General features: G+C 66.3%; 29 protein-coding genes and 1 pseudogene. 16 read left to right on the forward strand and 14 right to left on the reverse strand.

Annotated elements, in window-relative coordinates; translation table 11 throughout:
• Window positions 1-35 precede the first annotated feature (35 nt).
• The 4 genes from WC729_RS08980 to WC729_RS08995 all read left to right on the forward strand — a co-directional run bounded on the left by WC729_RS08980 (window position 36) and on the right by WC729_RS08995 (window position 2,609).
• Window positions 36-434, forward strand: a complete 399-nt coding sequence (locus WC729_RS08980; RefSeq protein ID WP_372851779.1) for a thioredoxin family protein — start codon at window positions 36-38, stop codon at window positions 432-434.
• A 3-nt stretch (window positions 435-437) separates the two neighbouring features.
• Window positions 438-1,163: a cytochrome c biogenesis CcdA family protein gene (locus WC729_RS08985; protein ID WP_372851781.1), complete on the forward strand. Its 726-nt coding sequence runs from the start codon at window positions 438-440 to the stop codon at window positions 1,161-1,163.
• 67 nt (window positions 1,164-1,230) lie between these two features.
• A complete protein-coding gene (locus tag WC729_RS08990; RefSeq protein ID WP_372851783.1) occupies window positions 1,231-1,617 on the forward strand; it encodes a thioredoxin family protein in 387 nt (128 codons plus the stop codon).
• A gap of 11 nt (window positions 1,618-1,628) precedes the next feature.
• The gene (locus tag WC729_RS08995) at window positions 1,629-2,609 is read left to right on the forward strand and encodes a hypothetical protein (protein ID WP_372851785.1); all 981 of its coding nucleotides are present in this window, start codon (window positions 1,629-1,631) and stop codon (window positions 2,607-2,609) included.
• Between the two features lie 62 nt (window positions 2,610-2,671).
• On the opposite strand, the gene WC729_RS09000 is transcribed toward WC729_RS08995, so the two are convergent.
• Window positions 2,672-3,661: a zinc-binding alcohol dehydrogenase family protein gene (locus tag WC729_RS09000; RefSeq protein ID WP_372851787.1), complete on the reverse strand. Its 990-nt coding sequence runs from the start codon at window positions 3,659-3,661 to the stop codon at window positions 2,672-2,674.
• Window positions 3,662-3,761: 100 nt separating this feature from the next.
• Between WC729_RS09000 and WC729_RS09005 the strand changes: the two genes are divergently transcribed.
• From WC729_RS09005 to WC729_RS09025, 5 genes and pseudogenes are all read left to right on the forward strand, one after another.
• Window positions 3,762-4,193, forward strand: coding sequence for a winged helix-turn-helix transcriptional regulator (locus WC729_RS09005; RefSeq protein ID WP_372851789.1), 432 nt, complete (start codon window positions 3,762-3,764; stop codon window positions 4,191-4,193).
• Between the two features lie 274 nt (window positions 4,194-4,467).
• A complete protein-coding gene (locus WC729_RS09010) occupies window positions 4,468-4,659 on the forward strand; it encodes a hypothetical protein (RefSeq protein ID WP_372851791.1) in 192 nt (63 codons plus the stop codon).
• Window positions 4,660-4,713: 54 nt separating this feature from the next.
• Window positions 4,714-4,926, forward strand: coding sequence for a hypothetical protein (locus WC729_RS09015; RefSeq protein WP_372851793.1), 213 nt, complete (start codon window positions 4,714-4,716; stop codon window positions 4,924-4,926).
• Window positions 4,889-5,155: pseudogene (locus WC729_RS09020) on the forward strand (hypothetical protein); the annotation flags it as partial. The gene WC729_RS09015 and the pseudogene WC729_RS09020, both read left to right, overlap by 38 nt.
• On the forward strand, window positions 5,152-5,580 hold the full coding sequence (locus tag WC729_RS09025) for a multiprotein-bridging factor 1 family protein (RefSeq protein WP_372851795.1): 429 nt from the start codon (window positions 5,152-5,154) through the stop codon (window positions 5,578-5,580). The pseudogene WC729_RS09020 and the gene WC729_RS09025, both read left to right, overlap by 4 nt.
• A 158-nt stretch (window positions 5,581-5,738) precedes the next feature.
• Here WC729_RS09025 and WC729_RS09030 read toward each other — a convergent pair whose 3' ends face one another.
• From WC729_RS09030 to WC729_RS09055, 6 genes are read right to left on the reverse strand one after another with little or no spacing between them, the layout of a single operon-like run.
• Window positions 5,739-6,473: a DUF1223 domain-containing protein gene (locus WC729_RS09030; protein WP_372851798.1), complete on the reverse strand. Its 735-nt coding sequence runs from the start codon at window positions 6,471-6,473 to the stop codon at window positions 5,739-5,741.
• Window positions 6,473-7,420 (reverse strand): helix-turn-helix domain-containing protein, encoded by a 948-nt coding sequence (locus WC729_RS09035; RefSeq protein ID WP_372851800.1) that lies wholly within the window; start codon window positions 7,418-7,420, stop codon window positions 6,473-6,475. Before WC729_RS09035 ends, WC729_RS09030 begins: the two co-directional genes overlap by 1 nt.
• 42 nt (window positions 7,421-7,462) lie before the next feature.
• Complete coding sequence (locus WC729_RS09040) at window positions 7,463-7,906, reverse strand: DoxX family protein (RefSeq protein WP_372851802.1); 444 nt, start codon at window positions 7,904-7,906, stop codon at window positions 7,463-7,465.
• Window positions 7,903-8,643: a putative DNA-binding domain-containing protein gene (locus WC729_RS09045; protein WP_372851804.1), complete on the reverse strand. Its 741-nt coding sequence runs from the start codon at window positions 8,641-8,643 to the stop codon at window positions 7,903-7,905. The genes WC729_RS09040 and WC729_RS09045 overlap by 4 nt, the downstream gene beginning before the upstream one ends.
• Window positions 8,636-9,481 carry a DUF692 domain-containing protein gene (locus tag WC729_RS09050; protein WP_372851806.1) on the reverse strand — a complete coding sequence of 282 codons (846 nt, stop codon included), beginning with the start codon at window positions 9,479-9,481 and terminating at the stop codon, window positions 8,636-8,638. Before WC729_RS09050 ends, WC729_RS09045 begins: the two co-directional genes overlap by 8 nt.
• Window positions 9,482-9,485: 4 nt before the next feature.
• On the reverse strand, window positions 9,486-9,758 hold the full coding sequence (locus WC729_RS09055; protein ID WP_372851808.1) for a DUF2282 domain-containing protein: 273 nt from the start codon (window positions 9,756-9,758) through the stop codon (window positions 9,486-9,488).
• Window positions 9,759-10,015: 257 nt separating this feature from the next.
• Between WC729_RS09055 and WC729_RS09060 the strand changes: the two genes are divergently transcribed.
• From WC729_RS09060 to WC729_RS09080, 5 genes are all read left to right on the forward strand, one after another.
• Window positions 10,016-10,549, forward strand: a complete 534-nt coding sequence (locus WC729_RS09060; protein ID WP_372851810.1) for a sigma-70 family RNA polymerase sigma factor — start codon at window positions 10,016-10,018, stop codon at window positions 10,547-10,549.
• The gene (locus WC729_RS09065; protein WP_372851812.1) at window positions 10,549-11,190 is read left to right on the forward strand and encodes a DUF1109 domain-containing protein; all 642 of its coding nucleotides are present in this window, start codon (window positions 10,549-10,551) and stop codon (window positions 11,188-11,190) included. The genes WC729_RS09060 and WC729_RS09065 overlap by 1 nt, the downstream gene beginning before the upstream one ends.
• 88 nt (window positions 11,191-11,278) lie before the next feature.
• On the forward strand, window positions 11,279-11,536 hold the full coding sequence (locus WC729_RS09070) for a hypothetical protein (RefSeq protein ID WP_281125328.1): 258 nt from the start codon (window positions 11,279-11,281) through the stop codon (window positions 11,534-11,536).
• A gap of 109 nt (window positions 11,537-11,645) precedes the next feature.
• A complete protein-coding gene (locus WC729_RS09075) occupies window positions 11,646-12,485 on the forward strand; it encodes a DUF692 domain-containing protein (protein WP_372851814.1) in 840 nt (279 codons plus the stop codon).
• Entirely contained in the window at window positions 12,482-13,228 is a 747-nt protein-coding gene (locus tag WC729_RS09080; protein WP_372851816.1) for a putative DNA-binding domain-containing protein, read from the forward strand. The genes WC729_RS09075 and WC729_RS09080 overlap by 4 nt, the downstream gene beginning before the upstream one ends.
• 11 nt (window positions 13,229-13,239) lie before the next feature.
• Here WC729_RS09080 and WC729_RS09085 read toward each other — a convergent pair whose 3' ends face one another.
• The 5 genes from WC729_RS09085 to WC729_RS09105 all read right to left on the reverse strand — a co-directional run bounded on the left by WC729_RS09085 (window position 13,240) and on the right by WC729_RS09105 (window position 17,056).
• Window positions 13,240-13,950, reverse strand: coding sequence for an NAD(P)H-dependent oxidoreductase (locus tag WC729_RS09085; protein ID WP_372851818.1), 711 nt, complete (start codon window positions 13,948-13,950; stop codon window positions 13,240-13,242).
• A gap of 33 nt (window positions 13,951-13,983) precedes the next feature.
• On the reverse strand, window positions 13,984-14,760 hold the full coding sequence (locus WC729_RS09090; RefSeq protein ID WP_372851820.1) for a haloacid dehalogenase type II: 777 nt from the start codon (window positions 14,758-14,760) through the stop codon (window positions 13,984-13,986).
• A gap of 17 nt (window positions 14,761-14,777) precedes the next feature.
• Entirely contained in the window at window positions 14,778-15,554 is a 777-nt protein-coding gene (locus WC729_RS09095) for an SDR family NAD(P)-dependent oxidoreductase (RefSeq protein WP_372851822.1), read from the reverse strand.
• Window positions 15,551-15,940, reverse strand: coding sequence for a nuclear transport factor 2 family protein (locus WC729_RS09100; protein ID WP_372851824.1), 390 nt, complete (start codon window positions 15,938-15,940; stop codon window positions 15,551-15,553). The genes WC729_RS09095 and WC729_RS09100 overlap by 4 nt, the downstream gene beginning before the upstream one ends.
• A 147-nt stretch (window positions 15,941-16,087) precedes the next feature.
• On the reverse strand, window positions 16,088-17,056 hold the full coding sequence (locus tag WC729_RS09105) for an alpha/beta fold hydrolase (RefSeq protein ID WP_372851826.1): 969 nt from the start codon (window positions 17,054-17,056) through the stop codon (window positions 16,088-16,090).
• Between the two features lie 130 nt (window positions 17,057-17,186).
• Between WC729_RS09105 and WC729_RS09110 the strand changes: the two genes are divergently transcribed.
• Window positions 17,187-17,783, forward strand: a complete 597-nt coding sequence (locus WC729_RS09110) for a CGNR zinc finger domain-containing protein (protein WP_372851828.1) — start codon at window positions 17,187-17,189, stop codon at window positions 17,781-17,783.
• A 6-nt stretch (window positions 17,784-17,789) separates the two neighbouring features.
• Here WC729_RS09110 and WC729_RS09115 read toward each other — a convergent pair whose 3' ends face one another.
• Entirely contained in the window at window positions 17,790-18,686 is an 897-nt protein-coding gene (locus WC729_RS09115) for a LysR family transcriptional regulator (RefSeq protein ID WP_372851830.1), read from the reverse strand.
• Window positions 18,687-18,835: 149 nt separating this feature from the next.
• On the opposite strand from WC729_RS09115, the gene WC729_RS09120 reads away from it, so the two are divergent.
• Window positions 18,836-19,813 (forward strand): alpha/beta fold hydrolase, encoded by a 978-nt coding sequence (locus WC729_RS09120; protein WP_372851832.1) that lies wholly within the window; start codon window positions 18,836-18,838, stop codon window positions 19,811-19,813.
• Window positions 19,814-19,846: 33 nt separating this feature from the next.
• Here WC729_RS09120 and WC729_RS09125 read toward each other — a convergent pair whose 3' ends face one another.
• Complete coding sequence (locus WC729_RS09125; protein WP_372851834.1) at window positions 19,847-21,127, reverse strand: cation:proton antiporter; 1,281 nt, start codon at window positions 21,125-21,127, stop codon at window positions 19,847-19,849.
• Window positions 21,128-21,409 lie beyond the last annotated feature (282 nt).

The raw sequence follows: 21,409 nt of genomic DNA on the forward strand, positions 1-21,409 counted from the left end.
TGAAGACCCCGCTGGGTCGATCCGGGAGATTCACCATGTCGTTCCTTCGCGCCGCCGCCATCGCCCTTGCCGCGCCCGTCGCGCTTGTCGCCGCCATGCCGGTACAGGCCGCCGAATTCGCGGATTTCGACCGCACCGCCTTCGAGGCGGCGCAGGCGCAGGGCCGCCCGATCCTGCTCGACGTCCATGCCTGGTGGTGCCCGGTTTGCGGATCGCAGGCGCGCACGATCAAGCGCCTCGCGACGCCGGAGGCCTATCCCAAACTGATCGTCTTCCGCATCAACTATGACAAGCAGAAGGAGGTCTGGCGGAGCTTCGGGGTGAGCAAGCAGGCGACACTGATCGCGTTCCACGGCCGCCGAGAGACCGGCCGCATCGCCTTCATGACCGACAAGGCGAAGATCGCCGACCTCATCGCCTCGACCGGCCGCTGACCCATGGCAAACGGCCTCAGCCCCCTGCTCGCCTTTGCGGCGGGCGCACTCACGATACTGTCACCCTGCGTATTGCCGCTGGTGCCCATCGTGATCGGCAGCGCCGCCCAGCGCCATAAATGGGGACCGTTCGCGCTTGCGCTCGGGCTGGTCGCGTCATTCACCCTGGTCGGCTTCGCGGTCGCGGTGCTCGGTGCTTCCTCAGGGTTCGACGGCGAGATCGTGCGCCAGGCGGGCGCCGTCATTCTGCTTCTGGTCGGCGCCCTGCTGCTGGTCCCGCAGGCACAAGACCTGCTCGCGCGTGTCGCGGCGCCGCTCGCCGGCTGGGCCGGGCGCCGGCAGTCGGGGCTCGAGCGCTTCGGCCTGGCTGGACAGGCCGGTATCGGCGTCCTGCTCGGGCTGGTGTGGAGCCCCTGCGTCGGGCCGACCTTGGGTGCAGCGACTGTGCTCGCCGCGCAAGGCCAGGATCTGGCCGAGGTTGCGCTGGTGATGGCGGCGTTCGGGGTCGGCATCGCGACCATGTTGTTGCTGATTGCGACCGCGACGCGCGGTTTCCTGACGCGCTGGCGCGGCCGGCTGATGAGCACCGGCCATCGCGGCAAGCGCTTGCTCGGCAGCCTGCTCATCCTGGTCAGCCTGCTCATCCTGACCGGTGGCGACAGGATGTTCGAGGGGCTGGTGGTCAGCATCTCGCCGGACTGGCTGACCGATCTGACGACCTCCATCTAGCCAGCGGCACCGATCTCCTGCCTCCGAACGCGTCACAGCAATTATCTCTATCTGCAAGGAATCCCTCATGTCTTTTTCCCGCCTTCTTCCCCTTGCCGCCGCCCTGTGCATTGCCGCCCCCGCCACGGCCCAGCCAGTCAGGCCGTTCAGCCTGGCCGCGCTCAAGACAGCGCAGGCGCATGGGCAGTCGGTGCTGATCGACGTGTTCGCGCCCTGGTGCCCAACCTGCCGCGCCCAGGCACCGACGATCGACGCGCTCGCGACCGACCCGGCCTATGCGAAGCTTCTCATCCTCCGGCTCGATTATGATCATCAGACAGCGGAGAAAAAGGCGCTCGGCGTCACCCGGCAGAGCACGCTTATCACCTATCGCGGCACGAAGGAGACCGGCCGCGTCCTCGGCATCACCGATCCCACCCAGCTCAGGACCTTCGCGGCGACCGCGCTCCGCTAGGGCGACGCGCCATGTTCACCCGCCGCAGCGCTATCGCCGCACTCGGAATCGGCATCGCCGGTGTCACCGTACTCGCGGACGCTCGCGAGGCGCCGGGCTATGACGACCCCGACGATCTGTATGCGGCGCTCCGCGACCAGCCGGTCGAGCGGATCGTCCTGCCGGGCGGCGAGATCGCACTCGTCTTCGCCGACGGCGCGCCGGGGCTCGATCGTGACCGGGTGCGCGCCTGGGTGCGCGACGGGGCCGACGCGGTCACCCGCTATTTCGGGCGCTTTCCGGTAGAGCATTATGGCCTGCTCGTGATCGCGGAGGATGGCGATAAGGTCGGCCACGCCACGACCTTCGGCTATGCCGGTTCGGCGACGCGGATCCATGTCGGGCGGTTCGCCGACCGCCCGGCGTTCGCGCGTGATTGGGTCCTGACACACGAGATGCTGCATGCCGCGCTGCCCGACCTGCCGCGGCGCGCGCTCTGGCTGCAGGAAGGCAACGCCACCTATGTCGAGCCGATCGCCCGCGCACGGGCCGGTTACCTTGCGGCGAGCGACGTCTGGCGCCAGTCGCTGGCCGGCATGCCGAAGGGCGAGCCCGGACCGAATGATGGCGGCATGGACGGCACGAAAAGCTGGGCCAGGCTCTATTGGGGCGGCGCAACCTTCTGGCTGCAGGCAGAGATCGACATTGCGCGTGCGAGCGCCGGCCGGCATTCGCTTCAGGACGCCATGCGCGAGATCAACCGGCAAAGCGGCGGCAACAACACCGACTGGACGCCGGAGCAGCTAATGGCAGCCGGCGACACAGCGACCGGCACCGACGCCCTGAGCCGCCTCTATGCACGTTTCGCCGGGGAACGCGTCGCGACTGATCTGGATGCCCTGTTCGCGAGCCTCGGTGTCGCTGATCGAGACGGTCAGGTAAGGTTCGACGACGCAGCGCCGCTCGCGGCACTGCGTCGCGACCTCACGCGCCGCGCGCGCCGGCTGGCCTGAACAGGCAGCCGCGCTCGATCGGGAGGAGCCGCCGCGCCTCGCGGCGCGGCGGCCACGAGCAATCAGGGCAACAGCACCAGCTTTCCCATGGTAGCGCGCTGCTCGAGCGCCTGGTGCGCCTCGCCCACGCGCTCGAGCGGATAGGAACCACCAATGGTGACACGCAGTTCGCCGCGCGCGGCCAGCTCGAAAAGACCGCCGAGCTCGGCCCTGAGACTCGCCGGGGTCAACAACGGCGCCAGCGCAAAGCCGGTCAGCGACTGGTTCTTGAAGATGAGCCCGAGCAGGTCCGGCACGCCCAATGCGAACTGCTGGATGTTCAGCGCACCATAGACGATGATCCGGCCGAGCGGCGCCAGTGCCGCGAGGCTCGCCATCGTGATCGCACCACCGACGGACTCGTAGATGATATCGGGGCCCTCCCCATCCAGCGCAGCGCTCATCGTCTCGGTCCAGTCGGGCTGGGTGTAATCGATCCCGATATCGGCACCGAGCGATCGGGCGAAAGCGAGCTTGTCGTCACTGCCGGCTGCGGCGACGATCGTCTTCGCGCCGGCCTTGCGGGCGAGTTGCACGAGGATCGAGCCGACCCCGCCGGCGGCAGCATTGACCAATATCGTCTTGCCGGCCGGCGACGCCTGTTTCAGCAGATAGGCAGCGGTCAGCCCCTGGATCATCAGGGCGGTCGCATCCTCGAACGACAGATCATCCGGCAGGAGCACGACGAGTTCGGCGGGGATCACCACATGGTCGGCATAGCCTCCGGAATGCAGGCCAGCAGCGAACAGGGGAGCAGCAACCCGCGCGCCAAGGTCGAAGCCGCTGACATCCGGACCGATGGCAACGATCTCGCCGGCCGCCTCGACGCCCGGCACCGAGGGCAGCGGTGGTGTCATCGCGTAGCGATCCTCGCGCATGAGCGTCTCGGCGAAATTGACCCCGGCCGCGCGCACGCGGACGAGAATCTGGCCAGGCCCCGGCACGGGCGTTGGCAATTGCGCCAGCTGGAGCACCTCGGGCCCGCCGAAGCGGGTCAGTTGAATGACTTTCATGATGGATCTCGCATTGGGGTTGTCTTGAGCACCCACATTGGCAATATCCCGCCCTAGGGTTCTACGCACCCTTTCGTGCCATACACACCTGGAGGTAACCATGGCGGACCCGATCAAGCGCCTGCCGGTATTGCCGGCCGAACGCGCGCTGAAGGTGATCGCGGGGCGCTGGAAGCCGATCATCCTCTATCATCTGTTCGACGGGCCCAGACGCCTGTCTGACCTGAAGCGGCAGATGCCGGAGATCAGCCAGAAGGTATTGATCCAGCAGCTTCGCGAAATGGAAGAACATGGCATCGTCCACCGCGAGGTCTATCGCCAGGTGCCGCCCCGGGTCGACTATAGCGCGACGCCGCTGGGACTGAGCCTCGAACCGGTGCTGCTGGCATTATGCGACTGGGGGCGCCACCACGCTGCCGAGCTCGACGACCTCGATCGGCTCGCGGATTGCGCCGTCATGCCACCGCGGCGGCGCGCGGAAGCGCAGCGAATGCCCGCCGGTGGAACGCGGCTGCCGGTCGGGCAAGCCTAGCAGGCGGGGAAAGCGTGAACCGGCCAGGCATTTTGCCGGTCGTGCGGAAAACGACACGACCGCTACGGGCGGCGGGCCGCCGGTCCAGGTGCCAAGCGCATCGAGTGCGTGGCCGACATTGCGGTGAGGCAAGGTCCGCCCGCGATTTTCTCCCGCACGAAGTACTTGACCATATGCGCAAGACTGCGGACGAGCGGCATCGGGACTCAGCGCGGAAAGGGATTTCCTCGATGGGGCACCGCAGGAATTCGAAGCTCTGATGGGAGATCGCATCTTGTCTGACACCAACGCGACGCTCGCCGAACTTGATGAACGAATCGCGATCATCGAGGATAACCTGCGGGACCTGGTGGAACAGGCGGCGGCCTATTCCGGCGGCAACGACGAGGAGCGGTCCTCAGACCGTATCGCCGAACAGCAACAGGAACTCGACGCCTTGAAGAAGCAACGCGACGCGCTGCGCTGATCGACGCTCGACCTACCTCGCACGAATTGACACAACAAAAGTGTTGTCCTAAAGATGATTCCCGAGTGTGACGAGCGCGGCTACCTGCCCGCAGGAGTGCATGATGCGAGCTGGCAGGAGTTTGCTGAGCGCTACGCGGTCACCGAACATCGCCGGGCGCTGACCGACAAGCTGGCCCTTCTCGTCCGGCATTTGAAAGCGGTGGGCTGCAGGGCGCTATGTCGACGGCAGCTTCGTGACCGACAAGGCCAAACCGAACGACTATGACGCCTGCTGGGACGTACAAGGGGTCAAGATCGAGAAGCTCGACAAGGCGCTTCTCGAGTTCAGCCATGAAGGCAATGCGGCGATGGAGGTCAAATATGGCGGCGACATTCGTCCAGACGCGTTTTCGCCGACCGAGCTCGATGCCTCCTATCTGGAGTTCTTCCAGATCGACCGGAACGGCGAGCGGAAGGGCATCGTACGGCTTGTTTTGGCGGAGGTTGAGCCATGATCAAGAATGAGCGCCAGCTGGCCATCACCAAGCAGCAGCGCGATCGACTGACGGGATCGCTGGCGGCGCTGGGCGACCGGCGCACGCCCGATCCCCTGAAACGCGCGCGGATTGCCGCGCTCGAAGCGGATATCGGCAAGCTCGATGCCGAGGTTGCGCGCTATCGCGAGGCCGTCTCGGGCCGGGTTGATTTCACGGCCATCGGGCATGTCGCAACGGTGGGCGACGACCTTATATCGGCGCGGATTGCGGTCGGCCTTACCCAGGAGGAGCTGGCCGCCAGGGTCGGCTCCAAGGCCCAGCAGATTCAGCGCTACGAGCGCGACCATTATATGAAGGCCAGCCTGAAGACGCTGGCCAAGGTCGCCTCGGCGATCGTCGCGTCGCACCGCGAGCGCGAAGAGGAGGCGCGTGTCACGCAATAGGCCAGGGTTTCGCTCTCGTCCCGCTGGCCGCGAGCCAGCCAATCTGTACGACCGCGCGGGCCACCAACTCGAATGGCTCGCGAAGTGCGCCGTCCTAGCTGGCAGGGCAAGCAAACCAACCACGCACCGCACCGGGCACGCAGAAGGCAATGCCCCGGCTACAGGCGGTGGGCGGCCAGGATCCTGCCGCCCCTGCCCTCCTGCACGAGAACTGCCTCGCGCAAATTGCTCTGGGCTGGCTGGGTGATCCGGTAGGATTGCGCGCGGCCGGTCCAGCTGCCGAGCGCTTCGAGCGAGCGGACGACATTGCGGTGGGGCAGTGTGCGCCCGCCATTTTCGCCGGCGCGGATGGGCACGAGCTGCGTCCGCGGATCGTAGCGAACGAGCCAGACCGTCGCCGGCCGCAACACGCTTCCGGCGGCGACGGTCACGCTTCCGGCAGTACTCGAAATGGCCGGACCGGCTTCGCCACGACCGCTGCGCCGGATAACCGCCGCGAGCTGCTGTGCGTCATTGCCGACCACGGTATCGCGGCCATCCACGATCACTTGCGGCGTCGCGACCTCGCCACGCCCGCCGGCACGAGCATAGTCCCATTGCCGCGCGGTGAAGGCCGGCTGCGCGAACGTGTCCTTCCAGCCCAGCTGATCCCAATAGGTCACGGCGAAATTCAGGGCGAGGATATCGGGGCGGTCGGCGATCGCGTTCAGGTTCGCGTTCGCCGGCGGGCAACTTGAACACCCCTGGCTCTCGAACAGCTCGACCACTGTCGGGTGCGCTGCGTCCGCCGCGCCTGCCGCCGCGGGAGCCACCGAACCGGCGGCGACCAGCAGAATCGCCAACGCGGTTCCAGCAACCGCGGCCAGGCTGAGGCGAGAGGAAAGGCCAGTCATCATCGTTCTCCGGCATGGAAAAGGGAATGGCGCGGCACCGCGCCGTTTCGCCGCGCGCCGTCGATTCGCCCCTTGCGGACGCCCGCTCGGCGAAAGCTGCTGGGATCGGCGCCAAATGCGGCGGAAAAGACCCGGCTGAAATGGCTGCGGCTGGCAAAACCGATATTGGCCGCGATCATCTTCACCGGAAGCCTGGTGCCGCTCAGCAGGTCGGCGCCCTGCTGAAGCCGCGCCCGTACGACAAAGGCCATCGGCGTCATCGCGAGGTTGGAGGTGAACTCCCGGGCGAAGGCCGAGCGGCTCATCGAGGCCTCTCCCGCCAGGCTTGCCACGCTGTGACGCGCTGCCGGGTTTCCGATCACCGCGGCAATTGCCCTGCCCAGTCGTGGATCGCGCAGCGTACCTAACAGGCCAGAATCGGGTTCACCGCGCGAAAAGGCCCGCCGCAGCGCCATCACGACGCAGACCTTCATCAAGGCGTCGGCCAGAACGCGCGACTGGTATCCCGCCTCGACGAACTCGGCCAGCATCAGGCGGCAGCTCTCGCGGATCAGCGCGGAATCGCCCAGGTCCTCGGCAATGGGTGCGCTGACCGAATCCAGCAACCCGAACGCCCCGCACACCCGTGCCGTGATGGCGCCTGTCGCGAGGAGGAGGCCCGGTTCATCACTGGCCTCCCCGGCCCCTGCGCCGGACCCGGCGTCAAAGGCCGGCCTGATCGTCCGCTCGAGCCCGGGCGGCAACAGCACCAGCGTGCCGGGTCCGCACAGGATATCCTTCTGCTGGGCAACCTCGAGGCACATCGTCCCCGCGAGAACATAATGGACCGCGATACCGCCGTCACGATTACCGGTCAGCGAATGACCCTGCTTCAGTCTCACCCTGAAGAAGTTCTGTACGGCGACGCTCATCGTCGTCAGCATCGTGTCGAATTCGGCCTCGTTCATCGTGTCCTCCGAACAACCAATTCGTCAGCACGGGCTCGTCGGTTACAAACGCCGATCGATTCCGAGCAGATTGTCGAGCGACCAGGCACCGCCGCCCCGCGCGATGAGCGGCAGCAACAGCGCGGCCCAGCTCAGATGCGTCGGCCAGGCATCGGGATAGACGAAGATCTCGATCACGAGCGTCATGCCGAGCAGGGCGGCCGCCGCAGGACGCGTGAACACGCCGAGCACCAGCAGGACCGGGAAGAAATGTTCCGAATAAGCCGCCAGTGGCGCCGCGATCTCGGGCGAGACGAAGGGCAAAGCGTAATCGGTCCGGAACAGCTCATAGGTGGAATCGGTCAGCGTCAGGACGCCCTCGACCTTGGTGCGTCCCGAGAGGAAGAAGATCGCAGCGATCGCCAGACGGGCGAGCAGCAACAGCAATGCGGTCGGCACCAGCCGGTCAAGCGCGGCGCCAAGGCGGCGATACAGGTCGAGGATCATGAAAGGCTCCCGTCATCGGTGGCATAAGTGAAGGTGCCGGCGTCGATCAGCGCGCCGAATATGGCCGAAAGGTCAAGGCCAGGGTCGACCGCCAGCGCCGCCTCGGCCGCCGCCACCATGGTGTGTGAAGCGGCGATGGCACCGACAAAGGCAAGCCCCGCGGCGCTGAGCGGCGCGATGCCGACAGTCTGATCGTGGCGGGTGACGATCACCGCCTCGGGCCGCCAGTCGATCGTCTCGAGGGCGCCGGGATCGCCCTGGTCGTGCGCCCGCCAGATGCTCGCGGCCGGCGACGCGAACTGCGCGAACCTGGTCGCGGGGTGGAGCGCCACCTTCGTCCCGTCATCAAGACCCAGCGCCAGGAGCGCCTCACCATCGAGCACCACCGCATCGGCGGCGAACAGGCTCTCCAGCCACAGGTGCTCGAGCGCCGCGACATCGCCGATCCAGGGCAGGTCACCGGCGGACGGATAGGTGCCAAGAAACGCCGCGAACGACGCGCCGACATGGCTCAGTCTCGGATCGCGCGGCGGGTGCGCCTGCAGATAGCTTCGCGCGCACGCCGCAAAGGGCTCCTCGCCGAACAGGGCGCGCACCACCGGATAATTGGCGGCGAGCGCATCGATCGCCGCGCGGGCGCCGCTGTTACGATGGACAGCAAGCGCGGCGGCCCCGGCGACCTCGGCTGAGAACAAAGCCGCGGAGAAATCACGCTGAAAATCGGCCAGATCATGCATCGATCAGGTCCGCATTGGCACGCAAATCCGTGAGCAACGCCGCGGCGCGACCGCGCTCGATCATCAGGTCGTCGAACGGTGGCAGGCGGTCGTCGCGCTCGATCAGCGTCGGCCGGGCACCGATACGATCGACGAGGCGGGCATAGAGCGACCACACCGTCTCCGCGACCGGCGCGTCGTGCGTGTCGATCAGCAACCCGGTCGCGCCGTCAGGGTCGGCGGAATGACCCGCGAGATGGATCTCCCCGATCGCCGCGGCCGGCAGGGCATCGAGAAAGGCGGCCGCGTCGCCGCCAAGATTATGCGCCGACACAAAGGCGTTGTTGACGTCGACCAGAAGCCCGCATCCGCTCCGGCGCACCATCTCGGCAAGGAACGATGCCTCGTCGAGGTCATGGCCCGGCAGGTCGAGATAAGTGGAGGGATTTTCGACCAGGAGCGGCCGTCGCAGCACGTCCTGGACGCGCTGGATATTGTCGACGACGCAGTCAAGCGCCTGGCGCGAGCGCGGGAACGGCAGGAAATCGCCATGCTCCACGCCTTCCCAACGCGTCCAGGCGAGGTGATCCGACACCGCGCAGGGTTCGATCCGCGCCGCGAGGCGGGCGAGCCGTTCGACATGGCCTGGGTTGGGCGGTGTGACCGAGGCGAGCGACAGGCCGACGCCGTGCAGCGAGACCGGATGCTCGCGCCGCACCGTCTCCAGCGCGGCGAGCCTCGGCCCGCCGTCCATCATGTAATTTTCGGAATGGACCTCGAACCACAGGCCCGGGTCGCGCGCGGCAAGCGCCGCGTCGAGATGCTCGAGCTTGAGCCCCAGGCCTGCGGTGAGCGTCATGCGATCAGGCCTTGGCGGTCAGCGAGCCGAAGCCCTTGGGCGTCTTGATCTTGGTGCAGGTGCCGGCCGGCACCAGCTTCCAGGCATCGCCCTGATAGTTGCGCACCGAGGTGCCGGCGCAACTCGTGCCCGCGCCCGCCTTGCAGTCATTCTTGCCGGCAAGGCTGACGCCGTAGCATTTCTCCATTGGCTTGGCGGCCTTCTGCGCCTGCGCGGCGCCGGCGCCGAGCGAGGCGACGAGCAACGCGGTGAGCGCGAGGCTGGAACGGGACGTCATGGGATAATCTCCTTGGAAATAGAAAAGGTGTGGACAGCGCCTGCCGTGCGACGATCGAGGGGGGAGGACGATCGCCGCACGGGAGGCGGGAGACCGCGGGCGAACGGTCTCGATCGCTATTCGCGGACCGGCGCCGTGCGGTTACAGCGACAGGTGCGATTGAAACCCCGCCCTCGGGAGACAAGAAATGTCTCGCGATTCGGACGGTTCGATGTAACCAGCCGGCGGGACGACACGAATGGACATCAGGAGTGCACGTGCGGGCGAGTGAAGAACAACTGCGGGCGATGATGCTCGGCGGTCTCTCCGGGGACGCCAAAGCATATCGAGCTCTGCTCGATATCCTCGCCCCGTTGCTCCGCTCCTTTTTTGGCCGCCGCCTTCGCGACGCCGCGGAAGATGTCGAGGATCTCGTGCAGGAAACACTCATTGCCATTCACACCAGGCGCGCAACCTACGACACCAGTCGGCCCTTCACCGCCTGGGCCTATGCGGTCGCGCGCTACAAGATGGTCGACCATTTCCGCCGACGGCGGGTGACCGTCCCGATCGAGGGGCTGGAGGAGATCCTGGCGGCCGAAGGCTTCGAGGACGCGGTGTCGGCGCGGATGGATGTCGACAGCCTGCTCGAGACGCTCCCTGCGAAACAGGCGCGCGCAATCCGCGAGACCAAGGTCGATGGCCTCAGCGTGGCGGAAGCCGCCGACCGCCATGACATGAGCGAATCCGATGTGAAGATTTCGGTGCACCGCGGGCTGAAATCGCTCGCCGCCCGGCTGGGACTTTCATGATGAACACCGACGATCTGATCAACTCGCTCTCGGCGGGCGTCCGCCCGCTCGCGCGCCACGCCGTCGAGCGCCGGCTGGGCGCAGCACTTGCCCTTGGCGGCGCGATCACCGCCGTGATGGTCGTGCTCGGCCTCGGCCTGCGCTCCGACTTCGCGACCGCCGTCCATGGCTACGCCATCTGGATGAAATGGGCCTATACGCTGTCACTTGGCGTGATCGCGATCCTCGCGACGCGCCATCTCGCCCGGCCCGAGGCGACGCGCAGCGACTGGCTGTGGCTGCTCGTCATACCTGTTGGCCTGCTCGCCGCCGTCGCCGCGACCGAACTCGCCCGCGCGCCGCAATCGCACTGGCTGGCGATGTGGCTCGGCGACAGCTGGCGGCAATGCTCGATGCGCGTGCTGCTATTGTCGGTGCCGATCTTCGCCGGGTTGATCTGGGCATTCCGTCGCTTCGCGCCGACCCGCCTGCGCCTGACCGGCGCGGCGGCAGGCCTCGCGTCGGGCGGCTGGGCCGCACTGCTCTACAGCTTCCACTGCGGCGAGACTTCCGCATTCTTCGTGCTCACCTGGTACACGCTGGGCATGGTCGCCGCCGCCGGTTTCGGGGCGCTCGTCGGACCGCGCTTGCTGCGCTGGTAGAAATAGGTTCGGCGCGGGCTGTAACCTGATCGCCCGTGCCCCCGAATAGGGAAGTGCCACTTCGGCAAACCTATTCGGAGACAAGCTCATGATCAGTTTCAAAGCCGCCAGCATCGCCAGCAGCGTCGCCCTCGTCGCGATTGCCGGCGTTGCGGTAGCGGCACCCGCCCAGGCCGCCGGCAAGGTCGTTCACTGCTACGGCGTGAACAGCTGCAAGGGCACGTCGGACTGCAAGTCGGGCGCGCATGAGTGCAAGGGCCAGAATGAGTGCAAGGGCCAGGGCTTCAAGGCGCTGACCACCAAGGCCTGCAAGGCACAGGGCGGCAGCCTGACCGAGCCGAAGTAATTTCGCAGGCCCGGACTCCCGGCCGGGCCAACGACACCGGGGCCATCCGATCGCAAGAGCGACGGAGTGGCCCCGTGCTGTCCCTTTCCTGCGATCGATGGTGAGCCCGATGCCCGAGCCTATCGCGCCTTTCCGCGGCTTCGGCCTCGGCCTGCGCCCGCAACATTATGACGACTTCCTGACGCGGCCCCTGCCGCTCGATTTCGTCGAGGTCATTTCCGAGAATTTCATGGTCGATGGCGGCCGCCCGCTGGTGATGCTGGAACGCATCCGCGAGCGCTGCCCGGTCGCGCTGCACGGCGTGTCGATGTCGATCGGATCCGCCGACGGTCTGGACGAGGAGCATCTGCGCCGCCTGTGCTCGCTCGCCGACCGGATCGATCCGCTCTGGGTCTCCGATCATTTGTGCTGGACCGGCTATGGCGGCTTCAATTCGCACGACCTGCTACCCCTGCCCTATACCGACGAGGCGATGGAGGTGGTGTGCGCCAATATCCACCACGCCCAGGAAGCGCTTGGCCGCGCGCTCGTCATCGAGAACCCGTCGAGCTACCTCACCTTTCCCGGATCGAACCGGACCGAGTGGCACTTCATCGCCGAGATGGCGGCGCGTACCGGCTGCTATCTGCTGCTCGATGTGAACAACATCTTCGTCAGCGCGAGCAATCACGGCTTCGACCCGATCGCCTATCTCGACGGCATTCCCGGCGACCGGGTGCGCCAGATGCACCTGGCCGGGCACAGCCAGGGCAAGAACCTCCTGATCGATACCCATGACGCCCCCGTGCCGGACCCGGTCTGGGCGCTTTACGCAGAGGCTTGCGCCCGGTTCGGTCCGGCGGCGACGATGATCGAGCGCGACGACCGCATTCCACCGCTCGACGACCTCTTGGTCGAGCTCGCCATCGCCCGCGAGATCGCCGGCGTCCGCGAGGCGGTCGCCGCATGAGTCTCGCAGGGCTACAGCGCGATTTCACTGCCTGGCTGGTCGATGCGCCGAACCATGTCGCGCGCCATCTCGGCGCGAGCGCTGAAGACGGGCTTGCCGTCTATCACCACGCCTATCGTGCCCAGCTCGTCGACTGCCTGCGCGACACCCATGAGAAATGCGCCGCCTGGCTCGGCGAGGACGCGTTCCAGCAGGCGGCGCTGCACCATATCGAACGGCACCCGCCCAAGAGCTGGACGCTAGGCCGCTACGGCCACGACTTCGCCGCGTCCCTATCGACGCTTTATCCCGACGATCGCGAAGTCGCGGAGCTGGCCTGGCTGGACTCCACGCTGCGACAGGCATTCGATGGTCCCGACGCCGCGCCGGTGGATCTTGCCACCTTGCCCGAACTCGACTGGGAAACTGCCATCCTGCGCTTCGTGCCGACGCTGACGATCGGCCGGTCGCTTACCAACAGCGCGGCGATCTGGTCGGCGATCGCCCAGGGCGACGCCCCACCGGCGGCAGAGATGTTGCCGCGCGCGGGCGCGCTGCTGGTCTGGCGCCGCGACCTGTCGCCGCATTTCCGCAGCATCGAGGCGCATGAGCAAGCGATGCTGACGCTCGCCCTTGCCGGCAGGCCCTTCGGGGCGCTGTGTGCAACCCTGGTCGATGAACTCGGCGAAGAGGCCGGGGCGGCCACGGCCGCCGAGCTGCTACGCGCCTGGCTTGGCGACGGTCTGATCACCGAGATCGCCTGACCCGAGCGGGGTCAGCGCTTGCCTACCGGGCTCCCGCTGAAACCCGCGCGGTCAGCGCGTTGCTCATTGACCAGGATCGGCGCCATATCGAGTGTGAGCAGGCGCTCGACATAGTCGCGGAGATAGCTTTCGCGCTCCGCCGCGCCGATACGACCCGGCCCGTAGACGGCGAAGGGCTCGATCACGCTGAACCCGGTAAAGGCGAAGATGCCGCGGTGGATCGGGAACAATATGTCCTCGATTCTCGCATAGACACCATCCTCCGAGTAGACATCTTCGAGGCCACCGACCGACACCGCGCACATCGCGCGTTTGCCGGCGAAGAACCCGCCCTCGAACCAGCGCCCACCGCCATAGGCGCGGCCGACCGCGAACACACGATCGACCCAGCCTTTGAGGATCGCGGGCAGGCCGAGCCACCAGATCGGGAACTGGAACACCAGCGCATCGCACCAGGCAAGCTTGTCCATTTCGGCCTGGAGATCGGGCACGAAGCCATCATTGGCACTGGCATACGCCTCTTCGGCCTGCTGGCGCAGTTCATCGGGGTTGGCGATGGTCAGGAAATTGCGGCGGTCCGACACGGGATCGAAGCCCATGGCGTAGAGATCCGACACCTTCACCTCATGCCCGGCGGCGGTCAGCGCTGCGACACCGGCACGCAGCATCGCGCCGTTGAAGCTGGTCGGCTCAGCATGGGCGAAGACGATCAGAACCCGCATCCAAGCCCTTTCATCACGATGGCCGCAATTTGCTCAGGCAATGCCGGCAAGGGCAAGCACCGCCTCCATGCCCGGCGCGACGATCGCCGGGCCCGGCTCGATCGGTTCGCGTGGCACGCCGAGCCGATTCACCCAGGCGGTGCGATAGCCGAACCAGGCGGCACCGGCTGCGTCCCAGCCACCAAAGGCGGCAAAGCCGATCCGCGACTTCGGCAGGCCGAACGCGTCGAGCGCCATCGCATAGGCAGCCCTGGCGGGCTTGAACTGGCGGACACGGTCGGTGCTCAGCACCTGTTCGAACAGCTCGGCAATGCCACTGCGCGCCATGTTGGCGCGTAGCGTCGCCTCGCTGAGGTTCGAGAGAAAGGCGAGCCGGACACCGGCGGCTCGCAATTTCACCAGTGCCGGGCGGACGTCAGGCCAGATATCGAGCTGGGCATAGGCGCCGACCAGCGCGCTGCGATCGCGGTCGCTGAGCGCGAGCTGCAGCGCCTCGGCGGTGTAGCGCAAGGACGCGTCGGCGAGCGCGTCGAACCCGGCATATTGCCCGGCGGACGTGTAAAGCCAGGCATAGCCGAACAGCTTGGCGCTCCACTGCTGGGCGAGCGCCTCACCGCGATCGGGAAACAGCCGTTTCGCCAGCGCGCCGACCGGGCGCGGGTCGAAGATCGGGAAGCCATCGAAGGCGATGGCATGGACGATCGTGGCCGGTGCGGCATGAGCGACCCTGGGCAGGATCGCCGCACCCAGCGCGAGCGCGCCGATCGCGTCACGGCGCGAGAGCGAGGTTGAGGTTGGATGATCGGGCATGGCTGGCTTTCTTCTGGTCACAGGGATCTGGTTTCGCCGCCGTCCATCCGCAGGCTCGATCCGGTCATCCACCGGGCGGGCGGCGACAGGGCAAAGGCAATGAGCGCGGCAATGTCCTCGGGCTGGCCGAACCGCGATATGCTGGCTTCGCGCGCATAGACGTGCAGCGCGTCCTTGAACGCGAGGCCGCGGCTCGCGGCAAAATGTTCGATCATCGCCAGGCGCCGGCCGGTCATGACCGCACCGGGAAGGATGGTGTTGACCTGGACATTGTCGGCGACGCCGCGGTCGGCAAAGGCCTTGGCGAGGCCGGAGATCGCGGCATTGATCGCGGAGACCCCGGCGAGCAGCGCCCTGGGCGTTTCGGCGGTCGCGCCCGACATGAAGATCAGCGAACCGCGCGACGCCACGAGATGCGGCCAGCCAGCCGTGGCGAGGCGCCGGGCGCCGTGGAATTTGAGCGCGAGCCCATCCTCCCATTGCGCGTCGGTCATCGCCAGCAACTCGGCCTGCGGCACGGCGCCGGCGATGTTGACGATCGCATCGATCGTCGCGGATTGCGCCAGCGTGCCGGCGATCACGTTCGAGGCGGCATCCAGGTCGCGCAGATCCTGCACGATCGGCAGCGCCTTTGCGCCTGCCGCGCGGATATGCGCGGCGCAATCCTCGAGATCGGCTTCGCTTCGTGCCACCGAGACGACGAGGTCGAAATCCTCCGCCAGGCGGATCGCGGTCGCACGGCCGATGCCGCGGCTCGCGCCGGTGACGATGACGGTGCGAGGCGCAACCGTCACCGCATCGCCCGATCGACGAGCAGCGTGTCGGTGAACTGGCGGAAACCGGCGAGCTTGCCATCGCTGACCATCCAGAGATGGGCGAAGGCGGCATTGAGCGTTTTTCCCGTGGTGCGGTGAACGCCGCCGTAGCGGCCGGTGGCGACGACGACGTCGCCCGCGTCGAGGATGGTCGCGGGCGTGACCGCCAGATGCTCCCAGTCGGCCATCATCGGCGCGAGGATCCCTTCGGCGACCGCCGCCGGACCGCGCCCGGTCGCGCGATAGGGCCAGCCGTCCATGCCGATCCAGCTGATATCTTCCGCCATCGTGCCCAGCGCGGCTCCGGCATCTCCGGCGGCCAGTGCTGCATAAAAGGACGCGACGGTGTCGCGATTGCTGCTCATGTTGTTCTCAATCCATCTGACGGTCGCACAGCGCCGAACATTTGCTCGAACAACAGCTGGCGAACCGGAACAAGGGGTGCGTTGCCGGCGGGTTCCAACGGGGGACGGAACCGCACCGGCAACGCTTTGCCGGACAGGCGTTGGGCGTCAGTGCCCGGCAAAGGCGGTCTTGATCTCGCTCGCCACGAGCGGCACATTTTCCTCGAGCGCAAAATGGCCGCCGTCGAGCCAGACGAGCTTGGCCTTGGACAGGTCCTTGGTAAAGGCCTCGGCGCCGGCCGGGATGAAGAACGGGTCGTTCTTGCCCCAGACGATCAGTGTTTTGGGCTGGTACTGCCGGAACGCGGCGTGCCAGCTGTCATAGAGCGCGACGTTGGTCTTATAGTCGGCGAGCAGATCGAGCTGATAGGCATCGGTACCGGGCCGATCGAGCAATGCCTGGTCATGCACCCAATTGTCCGGGCTGATCGCCTCGGGGTTCTTCGCGCCGAAGCTGTACTGGAACTGTGTCGTCTCGGGCTTGAGGAAGGTCCGCGCCGCCGCCTCGGTGGTCGCGTCGCGCTTGGCCCAGAGCGGCAGGAAGACCTGCTTGGGCATGTCGCCGACGCCTTCGAGATAGCCATTGGCGTTCTGGATCACGAGACCCTTCACCCGGTCAGGGTGGGCGGCGAAGATGCGGAAGCCGATCGGGCCGCCATAATCCTGCATGTAGAGCACATAGGAGGTCAGGTGCAGCTGATCGAGCAGCCCGGTGACGTGCGCGGTCAGATTGTCGAAGCTATAGGTGAATTCGGTGTTCGACGGCGCGGCGGACTGGCCGAAGCCGATATAGTCGGGCGCAATGACGTGAAACCTGTCGGCCAGCGCAGGGATAAGGTCGCGATACATATGCGACGAGGTCGGGAACCCATGCAGCAGCACGATGGTCGGCGCGTCGGGGCGCCCCGCTTCGCGATAGAAGACCTTCAGGCCATCGACCGTCGCGGTGCGGTAGAAGGTCTGCGTCGATGCGGGCGCGGCAGGCGCGGCTTCGGCGGGGAGCGGAGTCGCTGCAAGCAGGCCGGCGGCCGAAGTCGCCAGCAGCGCGCCGGCGGTGGAACTGAGTGGATTGGTCATGGCATTTTCCTTGTAACCGTTGTAATGACCTTTTAAAGGTGTCTCTTTAAAAGCCACCTGTCAAGACCGATTTTATCGGTTACAGCTGAAAATCGTCGCCACCCGGCGACGGACACAGGATGCCCTACCAATGCACCAGGAGCCGTTTTCCGGAGAATTTCGCGAGGGGATGCCCTTCCTGGGCGGCAGCCTGTGGATCGACTTCGTCAACACAACGCCGGTCATCAAGGGCACGGCACTCGACCTGATCGGCGACGCCTCAGGGCTGGCTCACTGGGCTAGGCAGGCCAATATCGAAACCGCCCTCGCAAGCGAGCCCGATGATCCGGCCACCCTGCATGACCTGCGCGCGCAGCTAGCGGAAGCGTTCGACCGGCTCGCGGCGTCCAAGCCGCTGTCGGCAGACCTGATTGCGACGATAAATCACCTGATCGAGCACTCGGCGATCAGGCGCCGGCTCGCCGATGCCGGCGCCACCACCACAGTGGACGAGCATGTCGAGCTCGCCGGACCGCCGGTCGCGAGCGCGGTTGCCTGGGATTTCGCGCAGTTCCTGGGCAACTACGAACATCAGCGACTGCGGCACTGCGACAACCCGGCCTGCACCATGCAGTTCTACGATGTCGGCAAGAACAACCGCCGACGCTGGTGCACCATGTCGCTGTGCGGCAATCGCGAAAAGGTGGCCCAGTATCGCGGCAGGAAGGCGGCCGGTCGCGCGGACTGAGGCAAGCTAGTCCGCCAGACGCTGCTTCAGGCGCGGCACCGCGAAGTCGAGAAACGCCCGCAATTTGAGCGGCACCAGCCGCGCGCTCGAATGAACCAGGCTAAGCGGCGTCGGCTCTGGTTCAAACGCGCGCAATACGGTCACCAGCCGCCCCTGCTTCTCCGCCTCGACGACCTGATAGCAGAGCGCCCGAGTCAGCCCGGCCCCGGCGATCGCCGCCTCGATCACCGCTTCCGCCGTCGTCGCAGCAAGCCGGCGGCGGATCGGGAACGACCTGATCGCCTTACCGATCCGAAACGGCCAGGTGTCCGGCGTCGCCAGGAGCTTGCCCGATACGCAGTCATGGCTGGCCAGGTCCCCTGGATGCAATGGCGTGCCGCGCTCGGCCAGATAGGTGGGGCTCGCGCATACGACGTGCCGGATGTCAGCGATCTTCGTCGCGACCATGCTACTGTCGGGAAGCCGGCTGATCCTGACCGCGAGATCGACCTGCTCATCGCCGAGATGCACGATCTCGTCGGTCAGCCTGAGGCTGATCTCGACCTCGGGATAGGCGCGCAGAAAATCCACCACGATCGGCAAGAGGTGCATCCGCCCGAACACGATCGGCGCGGTGATGACGAGCTCGCCGCGCGGCGCACGATACTCGCCCGAGGCCGCGCGTTCGGCCTCAGCCAGCTCGTCGAGCAGGCGGCGGCATTCGGGATAATAGGACTGGCCGCTTTCGGTCAGCGATATCCCCCGCGCCGACCGGTTGATCAGGCGGACACCGAGCAGATTCTCCAGATCGGAGACCTTCCGACTGATCGTCGCGAGCGGCATGCGGGTTCTTCGAGCGGCGGCGGAAAATCCTCCGTCTTCCACCGTTGCGACGAATGCCGCCATCGACTCGAGTCGGTCCATGATCTCTTCCATATTTTAGGAGGGTAGTTCTCATAAATAACGGATAGCTAACGAGATCGGAAGACTGCACATCGGGAGGATCAGCGACATGGCGGGTGCGCCGCCAAGCGCCCTACCCCCTTTCGCCTTCCCAGTCAGTGAGATCGATGATGATGAAATTTGCCCTGGCCGCAGTCGCGGCCGCCCTTCTGCCGGCCGCAGGCTTCGCCAACACGCCGGGCGCGGCCACCCCCTCTGCGGTCGCGGCGGCACCCGTCGTCACCTATCATACTGCCAAGGTGCGCGGCCTCGACATCTTCTACCGCGAGGCCGGGCCGGCCTCGGCTCCGACCGTGTTGTTGCTTCACGGTTTCCCCAGTTCGTCGCACATGTTCCGCGACCTTATCCCGCTTCTTGCCACGAAATATCATGTGATCGCGCCGGACTATCCCGGTTTCGGCCATTCGAGCGCGCCATCCCCCGAGGCCTTCACCTACGACTTCCCGACGCTTGCCAATGTCGTCGACGAGTTCACCGCGACGATCGGGCTGAATCGCTATGTCCTCTACATGCAGGATTATGGCGGCCCAGTCGGCATTCGCCTGGCCATCATGCATCCCGAGCGCGTCCGCGGCCTCGTCGTGCAGAATGCCGTCGCCAATGTGGACGGATGGAATCCGCAGATCGTCGGCAGCTTCGCCCCGGCCTGGAAGAACCGCACGCCCGAGACGGAAAAGGCCTTTCGCGGTGCCTTCACACCCGAGTCGACCAGGTTCCAATATGTCGAGGGCGTAGCGCGTACCGACCGGATCGACCCCGACGCCTGGATATTTGACCAGACGCTGATCGACCGTCCCGGCAACGACCGGATCCAGGTCGAGCTACTTTACCAGTATCAGCACAATGTCGAACTCTACCCGCAGTGGCAGGCGTTCCTGAAGGCGAGGCAGCTGCCGACCTTGGTGGTGTGGGGCGACAATGATCCGATCTTCACGACCAAGGGCCGCGACCTGTACAGGACGCTGGTCCCGTCGACCGAAGTTCATTCCTACCAGGCCGGCCATTTCGCGCTGGAGACCCATGCACCCGAGATTGCGGCAGCGATGCTGGCCTTTCTCGACCGCCTGCCCGAAACCCCAACGCGATGACGCAGAGGCGCGCATCGGCGAGCGGCGGCGAGCCTAGCTCCCGTCGCTCGCGGCGCGCCGGACGGTCAACCAAGCAAGCAGCCGGGCGATGCTGCCGCCCTGGACGATCACCGAGAACAACACGACAATATAGGTCGCGGTCAACGCGATCGAGCGCGCCGGCCCTTCGGGCAGGCCGAGCGCGAGCGCGACCGATATGCCGCCCCTGAGCCCGCCCCAGATCAGCGTCGGCAATGCCAGCGGGCCCAGCGTCAGAAATGGCCGCATCGCGGCAAGGGGCCCCGTCACCGAAATGGCCCGCGCCAGCAGGACCAGCGGTATCGCCGCCAGGCCGAGCACGATCAGCCGCATATCGGACGGGATCGTCACCACCTCCAGCCCGATCAGGACGAATAGCACCGCGTTGAGAATGTCATCGATGAGCGACCAGAATTTGAGCAGATAATCCCGCGTCGTGTCGCTCATTGCCGTCGCGACACCTTCGTTCCCGATCAGCAACCCGGCGACCGCCATCGCGACCGGGCCGCTGACATGCACCCACCCGGCCAAGGTATATCCGCCCATCACGATCGCGAGGCTGATCAGGACTTCAAGCTTGTAGTCGTCGATCGAGCGCATCGCCCGGTAGCCGATCCAGCCCGTGGCGAGTCCGAGCAGGACGCCGCCACCGGCCTCCACGAGAAACAGATGCGCGGCACGACCGGCCGAAAAGGGCTCGGTGCCTAGCGCCGTTGCGAGGATGATCGCGAAGACGACGACCCCGACACCGTCGTTGAACAGGCTTTCACCGGCGACCGTCGCCTCGAGCGTCGGCGAGACAGCGGCGCGCTTGAGGACGCCCATCACCGCAACCGGGTCGGTTGGGCTGATCAGGGCGCCGAACACAAGACACCAGACGAACGGGACATCGAGACCGACCAGCCCGGCGAGCAACCGGAACCCGCCGCCGATCAGGACCGTGGAGATGAGGACGCCGATCGTGCTCAGGATCAGGATGGGCCAGCCGCCGCGCTTCATGTCGCTCCAGTCGACATGGAGCGCGCCGGCGAACAGCAGGAACGACAACATTCCGTTCATCAGCGTGTCACGAAAGTCGATGCTGGCGACAAACCGAACGATCTCCGCCGCAAACTGGCTCCCGGGAACGAGCAGGTCGATCCCCACGACGATCAGCGACGCGATTGCGCTCATCATGGTGAGCCCGACCGATTGGGGCAGGCCAAGAAACCGGTGGTTGATATACCCGAGCAACGCCGCGAGGACGATCAGCACGGCCGCTGCATCCAGTGGGGTGATGACGAGGCCGTGGATCATCGCGCCATCTCCAACTGGGCCGCGCGCAAGGACGGGCACGGACCGGTACCCTTGGTTCCCGGTAACGGCTCGACGAGCATTGGCGATTCTCCGATTGTCGCGGACACGACTTCCCGCGAAACGGGTCACCAACCTCATGGGACAAGGGATCCCTAATTCCAAGAATTAGCGTGCATGATCCAGCCCGCCGGGCGATTATCGGCGCGCGAGCCAAACGGATCATTCCCCACGTTGACTCCCGCTCGTCACCGGGTGACGACTGGCGCAGGGGGTATAGGAACG

This window comes from Sphingomonas sp., assembly GCF_041661825.1.
Lineage (GTDB): Bacteria > Pseudomonadota > Alphaproteobacteria > Sphingomonadales > Sphingomonadaceae > Sphingomonas.